We start from the raw sequence: 16040 nt of genomic DNA on the forward strand, positions 1-16040 counted from the left end.
ACTGCCCGGGGGCGTACGTCCTGACATGCCCCTTTGCGCCGGGGGGTGTCGTGCAAGGGGGGTGCGGAAGATCCGGAACCGGCCCATGCGAAACTTTTCACATGAGTGCCTGCCGTCCACGCCGCACCGGCCGCCGCCGTATCGCCCTGTTCGCCGCAGGGGCCGCGGCGGCCTCGCTGACGCTGAGCGCCTGTGGTGACGGCGCCTCCGGCGGATCCGCCCAGACCCGGTTCGTCCAGGGCAAGAACGGCATCGACACCGTGCCCAAGGCCGACCGGCAGCCGGCGCCCGAGCTGTCCGCGCAGGCCACCACCAGCAAGAAGACGCTGGACGTCGCCGACTACAAGGGCAAGGTCGTCGTCCTCAACGTCTGGGGATCGTATTGCGGGCCGTGCATCGCGGAGGCGCCGAACTTCGCCAAGGTCGCCAACGAGACCAAGGCCAAGGGCGTCCAGTTCCTCGGGATCAACACCCGCGACACCACGAAGTCGTTGGCGGTCAACTTCGAGGAACAGCACAAGGTCCCGTACCCGAGCCTTTACGACCCGACCGGCAAGCTGATGCTCCGCTTCCCCAAGGGCAGCCTCAACCCGCAGGCCATTCCCTCCACGATCGTCATCGACCGGCACGGCAAGATCGCCGCCCGCTCGCTCGGTCCGCTCACCAAGGACGAACTGCGCACGATGATCGACCCGCTGATTGCCGAGAAGTGATCTTGTGATCGAGCTCGCCGCCACGGCCGCGGAGAACCGGACCATCGTCTCCGGCGCGCTGCTCGCCGCCGTGCCCGTCGCCCTGCTCGCCGGGCTGGTCTCCTTCTTCTCCCCCTGCGTGCTGCCGCTGGTCCCCGGCTACATGTCGTACGTGACCGGCGTCACCGGCACCGACCTCGGTGAGGCCAAGCGCGGCCGGATGCTGGCCGGCGCCTCACTGTTCGTCCTCGGCTTCACCGCCGTCTTTGTCTCCGGCGGCGCGCTCTTCGGCTTCTTCGGGCAGACCCTGCAGGAATACAAGGACGTCATCTCGCGCATCCTCGGCGTGCTGATGATCCTGCTCGGGCTGGCCTTCGCCGGCATCCTCCAGCGCTTCGGCCAGCGCGAGCTGCGCTTCCACAAGAAGCCCGCCATGGGGCTGGTCGGCGCACCGGTGCTCGGGGTGCTGTTCGGCGTCGGCTGGACGCCCTGCGTGGGCCCGACCCTCGCCACCGTCAGCACCCTCGCGTTCAGCGACGCCAGCGCCGGGCGCGGCGCCCTGCTCACCGTGGCCTACTGCCTGGGCCTGGGGCTGCCGTTCATCGCCGTGGCGCTCGCCTTCCGCCGGGTGCTCGGCGCGTTCGGCTGGGTCAAGCGGCACTACCAATGGGTGATGCGGATCGGCGGCGGCATGATGGTCGCGCTCGGCATCCTCCTCGTTACCGGCGTCTGGAACAGCCTGATGCACGACCTCCAGACCTGGACGCAAAGCTTCAATGTTGGGATCTGATTGATGTCCACGAAGACCGGCAGCCCCCGCGAGCCGGACACCGGCGCATCCGCCGCCCCCGACGCGGGCGGCGACCTCGGCGCCGCCGGATCCCAGCTCTCCACCGCCCCCAAGGAAGACATCAGCTTCCCCTCGCTCGGCCCGATCGGCTGGGCGCGCTGGTTCTGGCGGCAGCTGACCTCCATGCGGGTGGCGCTGCTGCTGCTCTTCCTGCTCTCCATCGGCGCGATCCCCGGCTCGCTGATCCCGCAGACCAGCATCGACCCGGTCAAGGTCGAGCAGTTCAAGAACGAGCACGACACCCTCGGCGCGATCTACGACAAGCTGGGGATGTTCCACGTCTACAGCTCGGTGTGGTTCTCGGCGATCTATCTGCTGCTGTTCATCTCGCTGATCGGCTGCATTGTGCCGCGCACCTGGCAGTTCGTCGGCCAGCTCCGCGGCCGCCCGCCGGCCGCCCCGCGCCGGCTGACCCGGCTGCCCGCGTACACCACCTGGCGTACCAAGGCCGAGCCCGAGGAGGCCCTCGAGGCGGCGCAGCGGATGCTGAAGAAGCGCCGGTTCCGGACGCAGCGGACCGGCACCGCGGTCTCCGCGGAGAAGGGCTATCTGCGCGAGGTCGGCAACCTCGTCTTCCATATCGCGCTGATCGTGATGCTGGTGGCGTTCGCGGTGGGCAGCCTGTGGAAGTCCGAGGGCGGCAAGCTGGTCACCGAGGGCGACGGCTTCGCCAACAGCCTCACGCAGTACGACGACTTCAAGTCCGGACCGTTCTTCGACACCGACACCATGGAGCCCTTCGGCTTCTCGCTGAAGAAGTTCGACGCGACCTACGAGCGGACCGGGCCGCAGAAGGGCACCCCCCGCGTCTTCCGCGCCCACATCACCTACTTCACCGGCGCGGACGGCGCGGAGCACAAGACCGCCATCGAGGTGAACACCCCGCTCGACATCGCGGGCAACAAGGTCTATCTGCTCTCGCACGGCTACTCGCCGGTGGTCACCGTCAAGGACGGCCGGGGCAAGGTCGTCTACCACGGCGCGGTGCCGTTCCTCCCGCAGGAGCCGAAGAACTTCACCTCGACCGGCGTGGTGAAGGTGCCGGGCGCGCAGACCAAGGACGGCAAGCGCAATCAGCTGGGCTTCAACGGGCTCTTCGTCCCGACCTTCGGCGGCAAGAACTCCGGGTCGATGTTCTCGCAGTTCCCCGCGCTGGACTTCCCCGTGCTGGCGGTGAACGCCTGGCACGGCGATCTGGGCGTGGACTCCGGACTGCCGCAGAACGTCTACCAGCTCGACACCAAGCGGATGAAGCAGTACAAGGACGCCAAGGGCAGCATCTTCAAGAAGATGCTGATGCCCAAGGACCGTCTGACGCGGCAGGCGCAACAGCACACCGGCATCAAGGGCGGCCTGACGAAGAAGGGCGTCGAGTCCGACAGCACGATGCAGCTGCCGGGCGGCCAGGGCTCGATCACCTTCGAGGGCGTCAAGAGCTGGGCCAGCTTCAAGATCACCCACCAGCCCGGCAACGGCCTCGCGCTGACCGGCGCCGCCTGCGCCCTGGTGGGCCTGGCCGGGTCGCTGTTCATCCAGCGGCGCCGGGTGTGGGTACGGGCCGAGCGCGGCGCCGACGGCGTAACCGTCGTCGAGATGGCGGGCCTGGGCCGCAGCGAGTCGCCCCGGCTGCCGGAGGAACTCGCCGACCTCGCCGTGGCGCTCGGGCCCGACGCCCCGCCCGAGCCGGAACCCGGTACGGAACCCGGTACGGACCCCGCGGCCGAGGCCGCCGACCAAGACCCGACGGAGCCCACCGACTCTGCCGATCCTGCTGACCCCTCCGAAGGAGCGCGCGCGTGACCCTCGCTGCCGCAGCCAACGAGACACTGGCCCACAACAGCAATCTGCTCGTCTACGGGGCGATGGCTGTCTATACCCTCGCCTTCCTCGCCCATATGGCCGAGTGGGTGTTCGGCAGCCGCAGCAAGGTCGGCCGCACCGCCGCGGCCCTCACCACCGAGGCCAAGGCGCCCGCGACGGTCTCCGTCCAGGTGGCCCACAAGGGCGGCGGGACCGCCGTACTGGAGCGCCCCAAGGTCGTCACCAGGTCGGTCACCGGCAGCCGCGACGTCCCTGACGGTCCGGGCGCCCACGGCGGCACCGAGAAGGGCGACCTCTACGGCCGGATCGCGATCTCGCTGACCGTGCTGTCCTGGGCGCTGCACGTGGGCGGCGTCGTCACCCGCGCCCTGTCCGTGCAGCGTGCCCCCTGGGGCAACATGTACGAGTTCTCCACGACGTTCGCGGCCGTCGCGGTCGGCTTCTACCTGCTGCTGCTCGCCCTGAAGAAGAACGTCCGCTGGATCGGCCTCCCCCTGGTCACCACCGTCCTGCTCGACCTGGGCCTGGCCGTGACCGTCCTCTACACCGCCAGCGACCAGCTGGTGCCCGCGCTGCACTCGTACTGGCTGTGGATCCACGTCAGCTGCGCGATCATCTCCGGCGCGGTGCTCTACATGGGCGCGGTCGCCACGCTGCTGTTCCTCTTCCGCGACCCCTACGAGGCCAAGCTCGCCGACCCGGCGGGCAAGCAGCCCGGCAAGTTCGCCACCTCGGTGCTGGAGCGGCTGCCCTCGGCGGCCTCGCTGGACAAGTTCGCCTACCGCATCAACGCCACCGTCTTCCCGCTGTGGACGTTCACCATCATCGCGGGCGCCATCTGGGCCGAGGCCGCCTGGGGCCGCTACTGGGGCTGGGACCCCAAGGAGGTCTGGACCTTCATCACGTGGGTCGCCTACGCCTGCTATCTGCACGCCCGCGCCACCGCCGGCTGGAAGGGCCGCAAGGCCGCCGTGCTGGGCCTGATCGCGTTCGGCTGCTACCTGTTCAACTACTACGGCGTGAACATCTTTGTGACGGGGCTGCACTCCTACGCCGGAGTCTGACCCCCGGACCCCGAAACACCACCACGGTGCCGTACGGCGCCGGGCGCACGAGCCCGGCCGTACGGCACCGTCGTCTCTCCGCGGCCCTCAGCGCCGCCTGCGCCGCCCGCGCTCCTGACGGGGCAGCTGCTGGTCCGCCCCCGGCAGCGTTGGCTTCGGCAGATGCGCCACCTCCCACTGCGCTTCGGCCAGCTGCTCGGCGGTGTCGTCCGGCAGGGTCGGCGGGCGGTGCGCCGCCTGCCCGAACCCGAACGCGGAGGTCAGATCGCCGAAGGCCGCCCGCCGCCAGTCGCTGATGTTGGGCTCCGCCACGCCCGTGAAGCGCTCCAGGAACTGCAGCACCGAGGTGTGGTCGAAGGCATCGCCCGCCGCCCAGCCGCCGACCGTCCACGGAGAGATGATCAGACACGGGACGCGGAAGCCGCCGCCGATCGGCAGGCCCTTGACGAACTCGTCCTTCGTCCCCGCCGGCGCCACCGGCGGCGGCACATGGTCGAAGAGGCCGTCGTTCTCGTCGTAGTTGAGAAGGAAGGCGGTCTTGCGCCACACCCTCGGGTTCGACGCGATGGCCTCGATCTTCTTCGCCACATAGTCGGCGCCGGCGGCCGGCAGATAGTCCGGGTGCTCGGACTGGTAGCTGGTGGGGATCAGCCACGAGACGGCCGGCAGCCGGTCGCTCCGGGCATCCTCCTCGAAGGTCCCGGCCGGCTGCGGCCGCACCCCGCGCTCGTACAGCGGCTCGCCCGGTTTGGCGTCCTTGAAGGTCTGGAACTGCTCCAGCAGATTGCAGCCGTAGTCGTCCTCCTCCTGGTACACCCGCCAGCTGATGCCGGCCGCCTCCAGCCGCTCCGCATACGTCGTCCAGCGGTAGGGCTTGGGCGCGGTGTTGTTGAGGACCGGCCCGCCCAGGGTCCCGCCGGGGTCGAGGGTGCCGGTCATCCAGTAGAGGCGGTTGGGCCAGGTGGGGCCGAGGACCGAGCAGAAGTAGTTGTCGCAGAGGGTGAACGCCTCGGCGAGGGCGAACTGGAAGGGGATGTCCTCGCGGGTGTGGTACCCCATCACATACGGCCCGTTGATCCCGTCGGCCTTGCGGTGCGCGGGCAGCCAGCGGTCCATCGTGCCGCCGTTCCACGCCTCGTGCTGGACGGACCAGGCGTGGCTGGTGGACGGAATGGCCTGCGCGCTGGAGGCGTGCGTATCGAGGCGGAACGGCAGGAGATAGCCGTCCGGGTTCTCCGCGTCCGGCTGATGGAAGACAGAGCGGCCGCCGGGCAGGGTGAGCGCGTCGGGGTCGGCGAAGCCGCGGACGCCGCGCAGGGTGCCGAAGTAGTGGTCGAACGAGCGGTTCTCCTGCATGAGCAGGACGACGTGCTCGATGTCCTGGAGCGAGCCGTGACGTGGCGGTCCGGCGGCGACGGCCTTTTGGACGCTGGGCGGCAGCAGCGACAGCGCGGCTCCGCCGCCGATCGCGCCGGCCGCGGAGCCGAGGAGTCTGCGTCGGGTCATGTCGGGCATATGTGCCACTCTCCCTGAGTCGCGTACGGCCTCGGAGGGCCGATGCGACTGTGGCGGCGGCCGGGTTTCCCGGGCTGGGGGAGGTGGCTGAACGCCGCATCAACGAGCCGTGAACGGGAGCGAGTTGGCCCCTCGCGCGGCGATGCCCCGTACGTCATACGGAGCAGCGTGCCGCGGACGGTGAACCGACCGAACCGCAGGGGGGTGACGGTATGTCAGGACACGCGGACAAGCCCCGGAGTTCCCTCGGGTGCCGGGTACGGCCGCTCCGCGGGCAGCAGCGCGGCGGCCGCCCCGGCGTCCCCGGCGCGCACCAGCGCATGGATCTCGTGCGCCAGCGGCGTCACATCCGTGATGGCGACCGTCCACTCGTCCGCGTACCGCCGCGAGGCTTCGCCCGTCAGCCCGAGCTGCAACGACCGGTGCGGCAGCGGAGCCAGGTGCAGATCGCGTTCCGGGTCCCACTGCACCCGGGCCGGCGCGGCCTTCAACTGCTGCTTCCAGGCCGCCCGGTCGGGGTGCTCGTCGGCGTCGTAGTGCGACAGGCAGGCGTGGCGCAGCGCCCAGTCGAAGCCCGCCCGGTCGACCTCGATGGCCAGCACGGTCTCCTGGCTGTCCTTGGTGCCCCAGCCGCAGCGGTACATCATCCACAGGAACGACGGCTTGATCCACGTCATCCGCTCGCGCTTCCAGGCGGCGGGAAACCGGCCGTCACGGGCGGCCGGGATGCCGAGCGCCGGGGCGTAGGCCTGATAGACGGTGACGGTCTCTTCGGTGTGCCGGGCCCGGATGCGGCGGGCGGGTTCGGGGGTGTGGGGTGCGGTGTTCATCGCCGCTCATCCTGGCGTGCGGCCGGTCCGCGGGCCACCGAATTCCGCGGGCCACCGAATTTCGCGGGCGCCCGGCTACTCGTCGCCGATGTCCTCGTGCCACAGCGCGGGGTGCGCCCCGATGAAGTCCCGCATCATCGCCGCGCATCCGGGGTCGTCCAGCAGCACGATCTCCACGCCGTGCCGCGCGAGCCAGTCGTGCCCGCCGTGGAAGGTACGGGCCTCGCCGATCACCACCCGCGAGATCCCGAACTGCCGCACCAGGCCACTGCAGTACCAGCAGGGGGAGAGGGTGGTGACCATCGTCGTACCGCGGTAGCTGCGCTGCCGCCCCGCCGCACGGAAGGCGGCCGTCTCGGCATGTACCGACGGGTCGTCGTCCTGGACCCTGCGGTTACGGCCCCGCCCCAGCAGCGCCCCGTCCGCCCCGTAGAGCGCCGCGCCGATCGGGATCCCGCCCTCGGCCAGCCCCGCCCGGGCCTCGGCCACCGCGGCCGCCAGCATGGCCCGGGCCCGGTCCTCCGTACGGTCCATGCGGTCACGGTCCATGCGGTCACGGTCCATGCGGTCACCGTACGCGGCGTCGTCCTGCCGTGTGCCGCGTTCCGGTGTGCGCCGCGTCCTGCCGTGCGCCGCGTCCTGCCGTGCGCCGGCCGCGTTCTGGTGTGCGCACGCGTCCTGCCGTGTGCCGCATCCCGCTGTACGCCGGTCCTGCTGTGCGCCGCGCCCCGCTGTGCGCCGGTCCCGCCGTACGCCCGGAGTACCCGTACGCCCGGAATACCGCCCGCCCCCGCCACGTTGTGGCCCCGCAGGGGGCCCTTGCCACCCCGAGAGGATCCGTTCGACCAGCCCTTAAGGGTCCGATCCCCCGCCAGTCCCTACCCCTTGGCGGGCGGCGGAGTGTCCTCCGGACCGTTCGGCGCCTCGCCCTCCTTGCGCCGCAGCTCCTCCTCGCGACGGCGCAGGTCGGCCTCCCAGTCCTTGAGGAGCGCCTCGTCCTTCTTGTTCTCGTCCTTGAGCGACCTCAGGAACTCGGGATTGTCATCCGGCGCCACCCACTTGGCGCTGCTGTGCCTGCGGTGCCACTCCGAGGGTGTGCTGCCGCCACCCCTCGCCGGCTGCCGCTGCTTGCCCGCGACCAGCCAGGCGATCGGGCCGAGCAGCACCTCGCCGAAGAGCAGGATGATGATCACCCACACCACCTTGGGCAGGCCGCGCACCTGCGACTCGGGGGTGTTGAGGCAGTCGATGAAGGCGTAGATCCACAGTGCCAGGATCAGTAGGAACGGCAGATACCTGAGCATTGCGGAACGGCCCCCTGCACGCGATGGCGGGCCCGCGGCGGGGCCCGGTGACCCGTACAGGGTAGTGCGTACCGGATACTGGAGCGCATGGCTTACGACGATCTTCGCTCCCTGCTGCGGGCTCTGGAGCGCGAAGGCGACCTCAAGCGCATCAAGGCCGAGGTCGACCCGTATCTGGAAGTCGGCGAGATCGTGGACCGGGTGCAGAAGTCCGGCGGCCCGGCGCTGCTCTTCGAGAACGTCAAGGGTTCGGCGATGCCGCTGGCCATGAATGTCTACGGCACCGACCGCCGCCTGCTCAAGGCGCTCGGCCTGAAGTCGTACGGCGACATCAGCGACAAGATCGGCGGACTGCTCAAGCCGGAGCTGCCGCAGGGCTTCGTCGGGGTGCGGGAGGCGTTCGGCAAGCTCGCCGGGATGACGCATGTCCCGCCGAAGAAGGTCAAGGGCGAGAGCGCGCCGGTCCAGGAGGTCGTGCTCCAGGGCGACGAGGTCGACCTCGACCGGCTTCCGGCGCTGTTCACCTGGCCCGAGGACGGCGGTTCCTTCTTCAACCTGGGCCTGACGCACACCAAGCACCCCGAGACGGGCGTGCGCAACCTGGGCCTCTACCGCCTCCAGCGCCACGACAAGCGCACCATCGGCATGCACTGGCAGATCCACAAGGACAGCCGCAACCACTACCAGGTCGCCGCCAAGCGCGGCGAGAAGCTGCCGGTCGCCATCGCCTTCGGCTGCCCGTCGGCGGTGACCTACGCCTCGACCGCGCCGCTGCCCGGCGATATCGACGAGTACCTCTTCGCGGGCTTCGTCCAGGGCAAGCGGATCGAGATGGTCGACTGCAAGACCGTCCCGCTGCAGGTCCCGGCCAACGCCGAGGTCGTCATCGAGGGCTGGCTGGAGCCCGGGGAGATGCTGCCCGAGGGCCCGTTCGGCGACCACACCGGCTTCTATACGCCGCAGGAGCCGTTCCCCGCGCTGACGATCGACTGTGTGACGATGCGGCGGCGCCCGCTCCTGCAGTCGATCGTGGTGGGCCGCCCGCCGACGGAGGACGGTCCGCTGGGCCGGGCGACGGAGCGCTTCTTCCTCCCCCTGCTCAAGATCATCGTCCCGGACATCGTGGACTACCACCTCCCCGAGTCCGGTGGCTTCCACAACTGCGCGATCGTCGCGATCGACAAGAAGTACCCCAAGCACGCCCAGAAGGTCATGCACGCCATCTGGGGCGCGCACATGATGTCGCTGACCAAGCTGATCGTGGTGGTGGACGCCGACTGCGACGTCCACGACCTGCACGAGGTCTCCTGGCGGGCGCTCGGCAACACCGACTACGCCCGTGACCTGACCGTCGTCGAGGGCCCCGTCGACCACCTCGACCACGCCTCCTACCAGCAGTTCTGGGGCGGCAAGGCGGGCATCGACGCGACGAAGAAGTGGCCCGAGGAGGGCTACACACGCGACGGGGGCTGGCCGAACATGGTCGAGTCCGACCCGCGGACGGCCGCCTTGGTCGACCGCCGCTGGAAGGAGTACGGGCTGTGACCGCCTCCGCCGCCGCAGTGGTCCCGCAGCCGGGCCGGACCAAGGCCTTTCTCCGCCTCGTGATGATCGAGCACTCGGTCTTCGCGCTGCCCTTCGCCTATATCGCCTCGCTCACCGCGATGTTCCAGTGGGACAGGAGCATCCACTGGGGCCGGCTGCTGCTGGTGACCATCGCCATGGTCGGACTGCGGACGTTCGCGATGGCCTGCAACCGCATCATCGACCGCGAGATCGACGCCCGGAACCCGCGCACCGCGACCCGCGAGCTGGTCACCGGCGCGGTCACGGTGAAGTCCGCGTGGACCGGCGCCCTGGTCGCCGTGGTGATCTTCCTGGGCGCGGCGGCGCTGCTCAACCCGCTGTGCCTGGCCCTCGCCCCCATCGCCGTGATCCCGATGGTGGTCTATCCGTACGGCAAGCGCTTCACCAATTTCCCGCATGCGATCCTCGGCCTCGCGCAGGCGATGGGGCCGGTCGGCGCCTGGATCGCGATCAGCGGGACCTGGTCGTGGGACGCGGTCATCCTCGGTCTCGCGGTCGGCGTCTGGATCGGCGGCTTCGACCTGATCTTCGGCTGCCAGGATGTCCAGGCCGACCGGGCGCACGGCGTGAAGTCCGTCCCCGCCCGCTTCGGCATCCCGGCGGCGCTGCACGGCGCCCGCGCCAGCCATGCCGTCACCACGGCCCTGCTGGTCTGGTACGCGCTGGCCACCGGCGCCGGGATCTTCTTCTGGGCCGGCCTGGTGATCGTGGTCGCGGCTTTCCTCTACGAGCACACCATCGTCCGCCCGCACGACCTGTCCCGGCTCAACCGGGCCTTCTTCACGGTCAACGGCTTCATCGGCATCGCGCTGTTCGTCTGCGCGCTGCTGGACCTGCTGGTCCGTGGCCTGACGGCCTGACGGCCCGGCGGCCTGACGGGACAACGGGCTCGTACGGGAGCCGGCTTCCCGTACGGGGTCAGGCTCTGGCCATCGGCCAGGCGATCAGCCGCGGGTAGGTCCACAGCTCGCCGCTGTTCGCCTTCACCGCGCCGATGATGGCGCAGACCATGCCGGATATGGCATACGCGCCCATGATGCCCATGACGGTCAGGATCGGGACCGCCACACCGTCGCCGGCCTTCTGGCCCTCATCGGCGAGGGCGTCGAAGGTCAGGCCGCTGACGAAGAACAGGACCACTCCGAGGAACGCCACGATCGCCTGCGTGAAGCCGAAGTTCATGGCCTGGGTGGCGTGGTGGCGGACGTAGGGGTCGTGCTGGTTGCGGGCGCTGTTGCGGATGGACAGCGGGGCGACCCAGCCGAGGAAGCCGCCGAGGCCGCAGCACAGGCCCGAGCCCAGGATGACGGTCAGCAGCGCCCCGAGGTGCGACCACATCGCGGGGCGCTGCGAGGGCGGGGGCATCTGGGGGCCGTAGCCGGGCTGCTGATAGCCGGGGCCGGGCTGCTGGTAGGCGGGAGGGGACGGGTAGGCGGGGCCGGCCGGGTAGCCGTAGCCGCTCGCTGAGGGATCGGTCCCCCAGCCCGGCTGGCCGCCGTACGGCTGCTGAGGACCACCGCCCTGCGGCCCGTATCCGGACTGGTAATAGTCGGACATGTTCTGCTCACCCCGTGTCGCCGCTGCTGTCGTCCGCCGCCGCGATGGCGTCAACTGACCGCGGCAGCCGACGGTTTCCGTCCCGGTGAGACTACGGGACGGCTCGGACGGTGGCAGCGGCAGCGACCGAACGCGGGCGCCCGCGCAGGACAAAGGCCGCGACCACCCCGCCTATCAGCCCGAACAGATGCCCCTGCCAGCTGATCTGGCCGTCGGTCGGCAGCGCGCCCCAGATGATGGAGCCGTACACCGCGCCGACCAGTACCCCGATGCCGATGTCGAGGAGCTTGCGTTCGATGAAGCCGCGCACCAGCAGATAGCCGAAGAGGCCGAAGACGACGCCGGAGGCCCCCGCGGTGTTGCTGCCGGTCGCGGCGGTCAGCCAGACGCCCAGCCCGCTGGCGAGGACGATCAGCAGGACGACACCGAGGAACCGGCGTATGCCCGCGCGCAGCGCGGCGACGAAGCCGAGCAGCAGCAGCGGCAGGGTGTTGGCCACCAGGTGGCCGAAGCCGAAGTGCATGAAGGCGGCGGGGACGATGTCGACCAGCTCGGCGGGGTCGCGCGGCTGGATACCGAAGGTGTCCAGGGCGCCCCCGGTCACGAAGTCGAGGCCCTCCAGCAGCCACAGGAGCACGACCCAGCCGAGCATCAGCATCAGGCAGATCGCGGGCTTCGCGCGTGCGGTCATCTTCCGGCCGTCCCTTCTCGTCCCCCGGTGGGGCGGCCCTCGGCGGGCTGCGCGAGGGGCGCACAGGTAAGAACGGTCGTGACGGCGTCAATGGTTCCGCCGGATAGGCTCGAGTTGTGGAGCCGCCGCACAACGACACCAGGAACACCAGCAATCCGGGCCCCGGCCGCCGCCGTCCGTGGGTCGTGGGGATCTCCGGCGCGTCCGGAACGCCGTATGCCGCGTCCGTACTGCGCGGGCTGGTCGCCGCGGGGGAGGCGGTGGATCTCATCGTCAGCCGGGCGTCGCGGCTGACGCTGCTGGACGAGACCGGCATCGCCTTCCGGGATGCGCACTGGCGCTCCGACCTGCGCGAATGGCTGGCGCTCGGGGCGGATGGCAAGCCGGGGACGTTCCCGGTGACCGAGGAGAAGCTGGCGGATGTGCGGTACTGGCCGGCCGCGGATCTGGCGGCCGGCCCGTCGTCCGGTTCGTATCCCGTCAAGGGGATGCTGATCGTCCCGGCGAGCACGGCGTGTGTGGCCGGGGTGGCGCTCGGGCTCTCGAAGGATCTGCTGCAGCGGGTGGCGAGCGTGACGCTCAAGGAGCGCCGCCCACTGGTGGTCACGGTGCGGGAGACTCCGCTGAACGGACCTACGCTGAAGCATCTGGTGGCGCTGGACGAGGCGGGCGCCGTGGTGCTGCCCGCCTCTCCGGCGTTCTATGCGGGGGCGACGCACATCCAGGATCTGGTGGACTTCGTCGCGGGCCGGGTGCTCGATGCGGCAGAGGTGCCGCACGGTCTGTACCGGCGCTGGGAGGGGGAGCTGCGGGGAGGCTCCAAGGAGGAGGCCCCGGACCCGTCCTAGCTCTCTAGCGCTTCTTGGCTGCGGCGGCGCGGCCGAAGAGGCGCCGGGCCCGCGGGGCCGCTTCCTTGTGGGCACGTGAACGATTGGCCTGGTCCTGCAGCTCGCGCATGCGGGCGTAGGCCATCTCGATCGAGTACACGGTGACTGCTCCTGTTGAAGGTCATCTTGCGGGTCGTCGCTGGTGGACGCTGATCGTTGAACGTTTCGAACCGGAAGGCTCGAAAGATTCGCAGGCTCTGAGGCCCTGTATGCCTTAGATTCTACATGCAGAACACGAAAATGCGTAAAGATTGGAAGGCTTGAGGGCATGGACGCGGTGGATAGGCAGCTCATCCAGGCACTTCGCGAGAACGGCAGGGCCTCGTACGCCGAGCTCGGCCGGCTCGTGGGCCTCTCCGGGCCCAGCGTCACGGACCGGATCAACCGCCTCGAAGCGGCCGGCGTGATCACCGGCTACCGCGCCACGGTCGACGCCGCCTCCCTCGGGCTCGGCGTCACCGCGCTGGTCGGCATCTCCCTCTCGGACGCCGCCGACCACGAGGACGTGGCGCGCCGGCTCAAGGACCTTGCCGAGATCGAGGACTGCTGGTTCATCGCCGGCGACGACTCGTACATGCTCAAGGTGCGGGTGGGCGACGTGGACGGCCTGGAACGCACCATCCGGCGGCTGTCCGGCACCCGGGGCGTCTCCCGTACGCGGACCACGATCGTGCTCTCCACCAAGTGGGAGAACCGGGTCGGCGAGCTGCCCGAAGAGGCCGAGTAGAGCCGGCCGCCGGCAGGGAAGCGCGGGCGGACGGGACGTGTCGAGAGGCCTCCGTCCGCCCGGCGCAAGGGGCCTCCGGCCCGCCCGGACAAGGGGGGAGTAGGCTCGGCGAAGCCGTTTTTTCGGCATCGAAAGGCACCGAAAGCGGCACGGATACGGCAACGGATACGGCACGGACGTGTCCGGGACACTGGGAGGCGACGGGATGGCTGCGTCTATGGATGCGGGCCTCAAGCGCGAGCTGGAGGCGAAGGTCCACGCCGGGGAGCGGCTGACCCGCGAGGACGGTATCGCCCTCTACGAGTCCGACGACCTGGCATGGCTGGGCGGCCTCGCCCACGAGGTACGCACCCGCAAGAACGGCGACGTCGTCCACTTCAACGTCAACCGTCACCTCAACATGACCAATGTGTGCACCGCGTCGTGCGCCTACTGCTCCTTCCAGCGCAAGCCGGGCGAGAAGGACGCGTACACGATGCGCATCGAGGAGGCCGTCCGCCTGGCCAAGGCGATGGAGGGCGAGAACCTCACCGAGCTGCACATCGTCAACGGCCTGCACCCCACCCTCCCGTGGCGCTACTACCCGCGCTCCCTCAAGGCCCTCAAGGAAGCCCTCCCGCAGGTCTCCCTCAAGGCCTTCACCGCCACCGAGATCCACCACTTCGAGACCATCTCCGGGCTGACCGCCTCCGAGATCCTCGACGAGCTGATCGAGGCCGGCCTGGAGTCGCTGACCGGCGGCGGCGCCGAGATCTTCGACTGGGAGGTCCGGCAGCACATCGTCGACCACCGCACCCACTGGGAAGACTGGTCGCGCATCCACCGCCTCGCCCACGAAAAGGGCCTCAAGACCCCCTCGACCATGCTCTACGGGCACATCGAGGAGCCCCGCCACCGCGTCGACCACGTTCTCCGTCTCCGTGAACTCCAGGACGAGACCGGCGGCTTCCAGGTCTTCATCCCGCTGCGCTACCAGCACGACTTCGTCGACATGCAGGACGGCAAGGTCCGCAACAAGCTCCAGGCCCGTACGACCATGGCCAGCGGCGCCGAGGCCCTCAAGACCTTCGCGGTCTCCCGCCTCCTCTTCGACAACGTCCAGCACATCAAGTGCTTCTGGGTGATGCACGGCCTGCAGACCACCCAGCTCGCGCTGCAGCACGGCGCGGACGACATGGACGGCTCGGTCGTCGAGTACAAGATCACGCATGACGCGGACAACTACGGCACGCCGAACAAGCTCACCCGCGACGACCTGCTCGACCTGATCCGCGACGCCGGCTTCCGCCCCGTCGAGCGCAACACCCGCTACGAGGCCATCCGCGAGTACCCGGGCCCCGACCCGGACCGCCGCGAGGCCCCGCAGCCGATGCGCCTCTGACCGGCCGCATGGCGCTCATATGCGAGCTGGACCCCAAGGGCGGTCCGGCGCTCAGGGACGGCGTCCTCGCGCTGTGGGCCGATGTCACCAACGCGGGCGGCGCCGTCGGTTTCGTGCCACCCGTCACGCCCAACGACATCCGGCCCGAGTGGCTGAAGCACCTCACGGCCATGAGTGAGCGGCGCACCAGGCTCCTTGTGGGGTACGACGAGGAGGGCGCCGTCGCCGCGACGGCCTTCCTCGCCCACAACAGCCACCGCCTGATGCGGCACTGGGTCTGGCTCTACACCGTGATGGTCCACCCCAGGCACCAGGGCAGGGGATACGGCCGCGACCTGATGGCGGCGGCCGCGGACGCGGCCCGCTCCCTCGACGGGATCGAGGGCATCCGCCTCACCTGCCGAGGCGGCATGGGGATTGAGCGGTTCTACGCTTCCTGCGGCTACAAGGAGGTCGGCCGCGTCCCGGGCGCCATAAAGGTCGCGGCGGACGACGTCCGCGACGACATCACGATGTGGCTCGAGCTGGGATGAGCGGGGCGCCGGGTGCGACGGGGCTGCGGAAGATCGCCTGGGCCGCTGTGCTTCACTGGCAGCAGACCCTTTCGGTTGCTGTTGAGAAGAAGGTCCCGTCCGTGAGTAGCCCCCAGTTCGCCACGTTCCGCTACACCGCTCTTCGCATCGGCCTTTTCCTTGCCTCGTTCGCCGTGGTGTGGGTGCTGGCCTACTTCCGGATCATTCCGCTCGGCGTCGGCAGCTCCAATTTCGTCTGGCTGCTGCTGCTCGCCATCGTGATCTCCGCGCCGCTCAGCTTTGTGCTGCTGCGTAAGCAGCGGGATGCGATGTCCGAGCAGATCGTGGCCAAGGTGGACCGCCAGCGCGAGCGCCTCGCGGCCAGCCGGAGCCAGGAGGACGGCGTGTAAGACGCCTCACACCACGTCCTGAGCGGCAGGCGCCCGGCGGTGGGGAACTCCCCAACTGCCGGGCGCCTGCCGCTTTTTGTTCCCTTTCCGCCGCTTGCGCCGCGGATCCGCGGAACCTCCCCCTCCCAAAGATTTTCTTTGGGTTCCTCAAAGTTCAAGTGTTAACGTTCTGGTCATGAAGACAGCAGCCGCGCCCCCGTTCCCCATGAGCG

Annotated in this window: 18 protein-coding genes; 11 read left to right on the plus strand and 7 right to left on the minus strand. The window is 69.8% G+C overall.

What is annotated here, in order from left to right:
* Positions 1-101: 101 nt before the first annotated feature.
* From AB0D04_RS09030 to ccsB, 4 genes are read left to right on the plus strand one after another with little or no spacing between them, the layout of a single operon-like run.
* Positions 102-713 carry a TlpA disulfide reductase family protein gene (locus AB0D04_RS09030; RefSeq protein WP_362700946.1) on the plus strand — a complete coding sequence of 204 codons (612 nt, stop codon included), beginning with the start codon at positions 102-104 and terminating at the stop codon, positions 711-713.
* A 4-nt stretch (positions 714-717) separates the two neighbouring features.
* On the plus strand, positions 718-1482 hold the full coding sequence (locus AB0D04_RS09035) for a cytochrome c biogenesis protein CcdA (RefSeq protein WP_362700949.1): 765 nt from the start codon (positions 718-720) through the stop codon (positions 1480-1482).
* Positions 1483-1485: 3 nt separating this feature from the next.
* Complete coding sequence (locus AB0D04_RS09040; protein ID WP_362700952.1) at positions 1486-3342, plus strand: cytochrome c biogenesis protein ResB; 1857 nt, start codon at positions 1486-1488, stop codon at positions 3340-3342.
* Positions 3339-4427 (plus strand): c-type cytochrome biogenesis protein CcsB, encoded by a 1089-nt coding sequence (ccsB, locus tag AB0D04_RS09045; protein WP_362700954.1) that lies wholly within the window; start codon positions 3339-3341, stop codon positions 4425-4427. The genes AB0D04_RS09040 and ccsB overlap by 4 nt, the downstream gene beginning before the upstream one ends.
* 87 nt (positions 4428-4514) lie before the next feature.
* Here the strand turns inward: ccsB and AB0D04_RS09050 are convergent, their stop codons facing one another.
* From AB0D04_RS09050 to AB0D04_RS09065, 4 genes are all read right to left on the minus strand, one after another.
* Positions 4515-5942, minus strand: coding sequence for an alkaline phosphatase family protein (locus AB0D04_RS09050; protein ID WP_362700956.1), 1428 nt, complete (start codon positions 5940-5942; stop codon positions 4515-4517).
* Between the two features lie 215 nt (positions 5943-6157).
* Positions 6158-6772, minus strand: a complete 615-nt coding sequence (locus AB0D04_RS09055) for a DUF4291 domain-containing protein (protein ID WP_362700958.1) — start codon at positions 6770-6772, stop codon at positions 6158-6160.
* A gap of 75 nt (positions 6773-6847) precedes the next feature.
* Positions 6848-7306, minus strand: coding sequence for a nucleoside deaminase (locus AB0D04_RS09060; RefSeq protein ID WP_362701163.1), 459 nt, complete (start codon positions 7304-7306; stop codon positions 6848-6850).
* A 344-nt stretch (positions 7307-7650) separates the two neighbouring features.
* Positions 7651-8076, minus strand: a complete 426-nt coding sequence (locus AB0D04_RS09065) for a PLD nuclease N-terminal domain-containing protein (RefSeq protein WP_362700961.1) — start codon at positions 8074-8076, stop codon at positions 7651-7653.
* Positions 8077-8163: 87 nt separating this feature from the next.
* On the opposite strand from AB0D04_RS09065, the gene AB0D04_RS09070 reads away from it, so the two are divergent.
* Together AB0D04_RS09070 and mqnP are read left to right on the plus strand one after the other, a co-directional pair.
* Positions 8164-9621: a menaquinone biosynthesis decarboxylase gene (locus AB0D04_RS09070; RefSeq protein ID WP_362700964.1), complete on the plus strand. Its 1458-nt coding sequence runs from the start codon at positions 8164-8166 to the stop codon at positions 9619-9621.
* Entirely contained in the window at positions 9618-10523 is a 906-nt protein-coding gene (mqnP, locus tag AB0D04_RS09075; RefSeq protein WP_362700967.1) for a menaquinone biosynthesis prenyltransferase MqnP, read from the plus strand. The genes AB0D04_RS09070 and mqnP overlap by 4 nt, the downstream gene beginning before the upstream one ends.
* Positions 10524-10581: 58 nt before the next feature.
* Here the strand turns inward: mqnP and AB0D04_RS09080 are convergent, their stop codons facing one another.
* Both AB0D04_RS09080 and AB0D04_RS09085 read right to left on the minus strand, forming a co-directional pair.
* Positions 10582-11220 carry a DUF4870 domain-containing protein gene (locus tag AB0D04_RS09080; protein WP_362700970.1) on the minus strand — a complete coding sequence of 213 codons (639 nt, stop codon included), beginning with the start codon at positions 11218-11220 and terminating at the stop codon, positions 10582-10584.
* 91 nt (positions 11221-11311) lie between these two features.
* Positions 11312-11911 carry a rhomboid family intramembrane serine protease gene (locus tag AB0D04_RS09085; RefSeq protein WP_362700973.1) on the minus strand — a complete coding sequence of 200 codons (600 nt, stop codon included), beginning with the start codon at positions 11909-11911 and terminating at the stop codon, positions 11312-11314.
* Positions 11912-12027: 116 nt separating this feature from the next.
* Between AB0D04_RS09085 and AB0D04_RS09090 the strand changes: the two genes are divergently transcribed.
* Positions 12028-12759 (plus strand): UbiX family flavin prenyltransferase, encoded by a 732-nt coding sequence (locus AB0D04_RS09090; RefSeq protein WP_362700975.1) that lies wholly within the window; start codon positions 12028-12030, stop codon positions 12757-12759.
* A 4-nt stretch (positions 12760-12763) separates the two neighbouring features.
* Here AB0D04_RS09090 and AB0D04_RS09095 read toward each other — a convergent pair whose 3' ends face one another.
* The gene (locus tag AB0D04_RS09095) at positions 12764-12898 is read right to left on the minus strand and encodes a hypothetical protein (protein ID WP_362700977.1); all 135 of its coding nucleotides are present in this window, start codon (positions 12896-12898) and stop codon (positions 12764-12766) included.
* A 168-nt stretch (positions 12899-13066) separates the two neighbouring features.
* Here AB0D04_RS09095 and AB0D04_RS09100 point away from each other — a divergent pair, with 168 nt between their 5' ends.
* From AB0D04_RS09100 to AB0D04_RS09115, 4 genes are all read left to right on the plus strand, one after another.
* Positions 13067-13525 (plus strand): Lrp/AsnC family transcriptional regulator, encoded by a 459-nt coding sequence (locus tag AB0D04_RS09100; RefSeq protein ID WP_362700980.1) that lies wholly within the window; start codon positions 13067-13069, stop codon positions 13523-13525.
* Between the two features lie 217 nt (positions 13526-13742).
* On the plus strand, positions 13743-14906 hold the full coding sequence (gene mqnE / locus AB0D04_RS09105; RefSeq protein WP_362701166.1) for an aminofutalosine synthase MqnE: 1164 nt from the start codon (positions 13743-13745) through the stop codon (positions 14904-14906).
* An 8-nt stretch (positions 14907-14914) separates the two neighbouring features.
* A complete protein-coding gene (locus tag AB0D04_RS09110; protein WP_362700982.1) occupies positions 14915-15439 on the plus strand; it encodes a GNAT family N-acetyltransferase in 525 nt (174 codons plus the stop codon).
* Positions 15440-15540: 101 nt separating this feature from the next.
* Positions 15541-15828 carry a DUF4229 domain-containing protein gene (locus tag AB0D04_RS09115; RefSeq protein ID WP_362700984.1) on the plus strand — a complete coding sequence of 96 codons (288 nt, stop codon included), beginning with the start codon at positions 15541-15543 and terminating at the stop codon, positions 15826-15828.
* The last annotated feature ends 212 nt before the right edge of the window (positions 15829-16040 follow it).

Origin of the sequence: Streptomyces sp. NPDC048483 (assembly GCF_040651455.1) — a bacterium.
Taxonomy (GTDB): Bacteria; Actinomycetota; Actinomycetes; order Streptomycetales; family Streptomycetaceae; genus Streptomyces.

Bases quoted from the DNA above. Each gene is read 5' to 3' on its own strand.
- AB0D04_RS09030 (WP_362700946.1), top strand. From the start codon at position 102: ATGAGTGCCTGCCGTCCACGCCGCACCGGCCGCCGCCGTATCGCCCTG.
- AB0D04_RS09040 (WP_362700952.1), top strand. From the start codon at position 1,486: ATGTCCACGAAGACCGGCAGCCCCCGCGAGCCGGACACCGGCGCATCC.
- AB0D04_RS09050 (WP_362700956.1), bottom strand. From the start codon at position 5,942: ATGCCCGACATGACCCGACGCAGACTCCTCGGCTCCGCGGCCGGCGCG.
- AB0D04_RS09055 (WP_362700958.1), bottom strand. From the start codon at position 6,772: ATGAACACCGCACCCCACACCCCCGAACCCGCCCGCCGCATCCGGGCC.
- AB0D04_RS09060 (WP_362701163.1), bottom strand. From the start codon at position 7,306: ATGGACCGTACGGAGGACCGGGCCCGGGCCATGCTGGCGGCCGCGGTG.
- AB0D04_RS09065 (WP_362700961.1), bottom strand. From the start codon at position 8,076: ATGCTCAGGTATCTGCCGTTCCTACTGATCCTGGCACTGTGGATCTAC.
- AB0D04_RS09070 (WP_362700964.1), top strand. From the start codon at position 8,164: ATGGCTTACGACGATCTTCGCTCCCTGCTGCGGGCTCTGGAGCGCGAA.
- AB0D04_RS09080 (WP_362700970.1), bottom strand. From the start codon at position 11,220: ATGTCCGACTATTACCAGTCCGGATACGGGCCGCAGGGCGGTGGTCCT.
- AB0D04_RS09085 (WP_362700973.1), bottom strand. From the start codon at position 11,911: ATGACCGCACGCGCGAAGCCCGCGATCTGCCTGATGCTGATGCTCGGC.
- AB0D04_RS09100 (WP_362700980.1), top strand. From the start codon at position 13,067: ATGGACGCGGTGGATAGGCAGCTCATCCAGGCACTTCGCGAGAACGGC.
- mqnE (WP_362701166.1), top strand. From the start codon at position 13,743: ATGGATGCGGGCCTCAAGCGCGAGCTGGAGGCGAAGGTCCACGCCGGG.
- AB0D04_RS09110 (WP_362700982.1), top strand. From the start codon at position 14,915: ATGGCGCTCATATGCGAGCTGGACCCCAAGGGCGGTCCGGCGCTCAGG.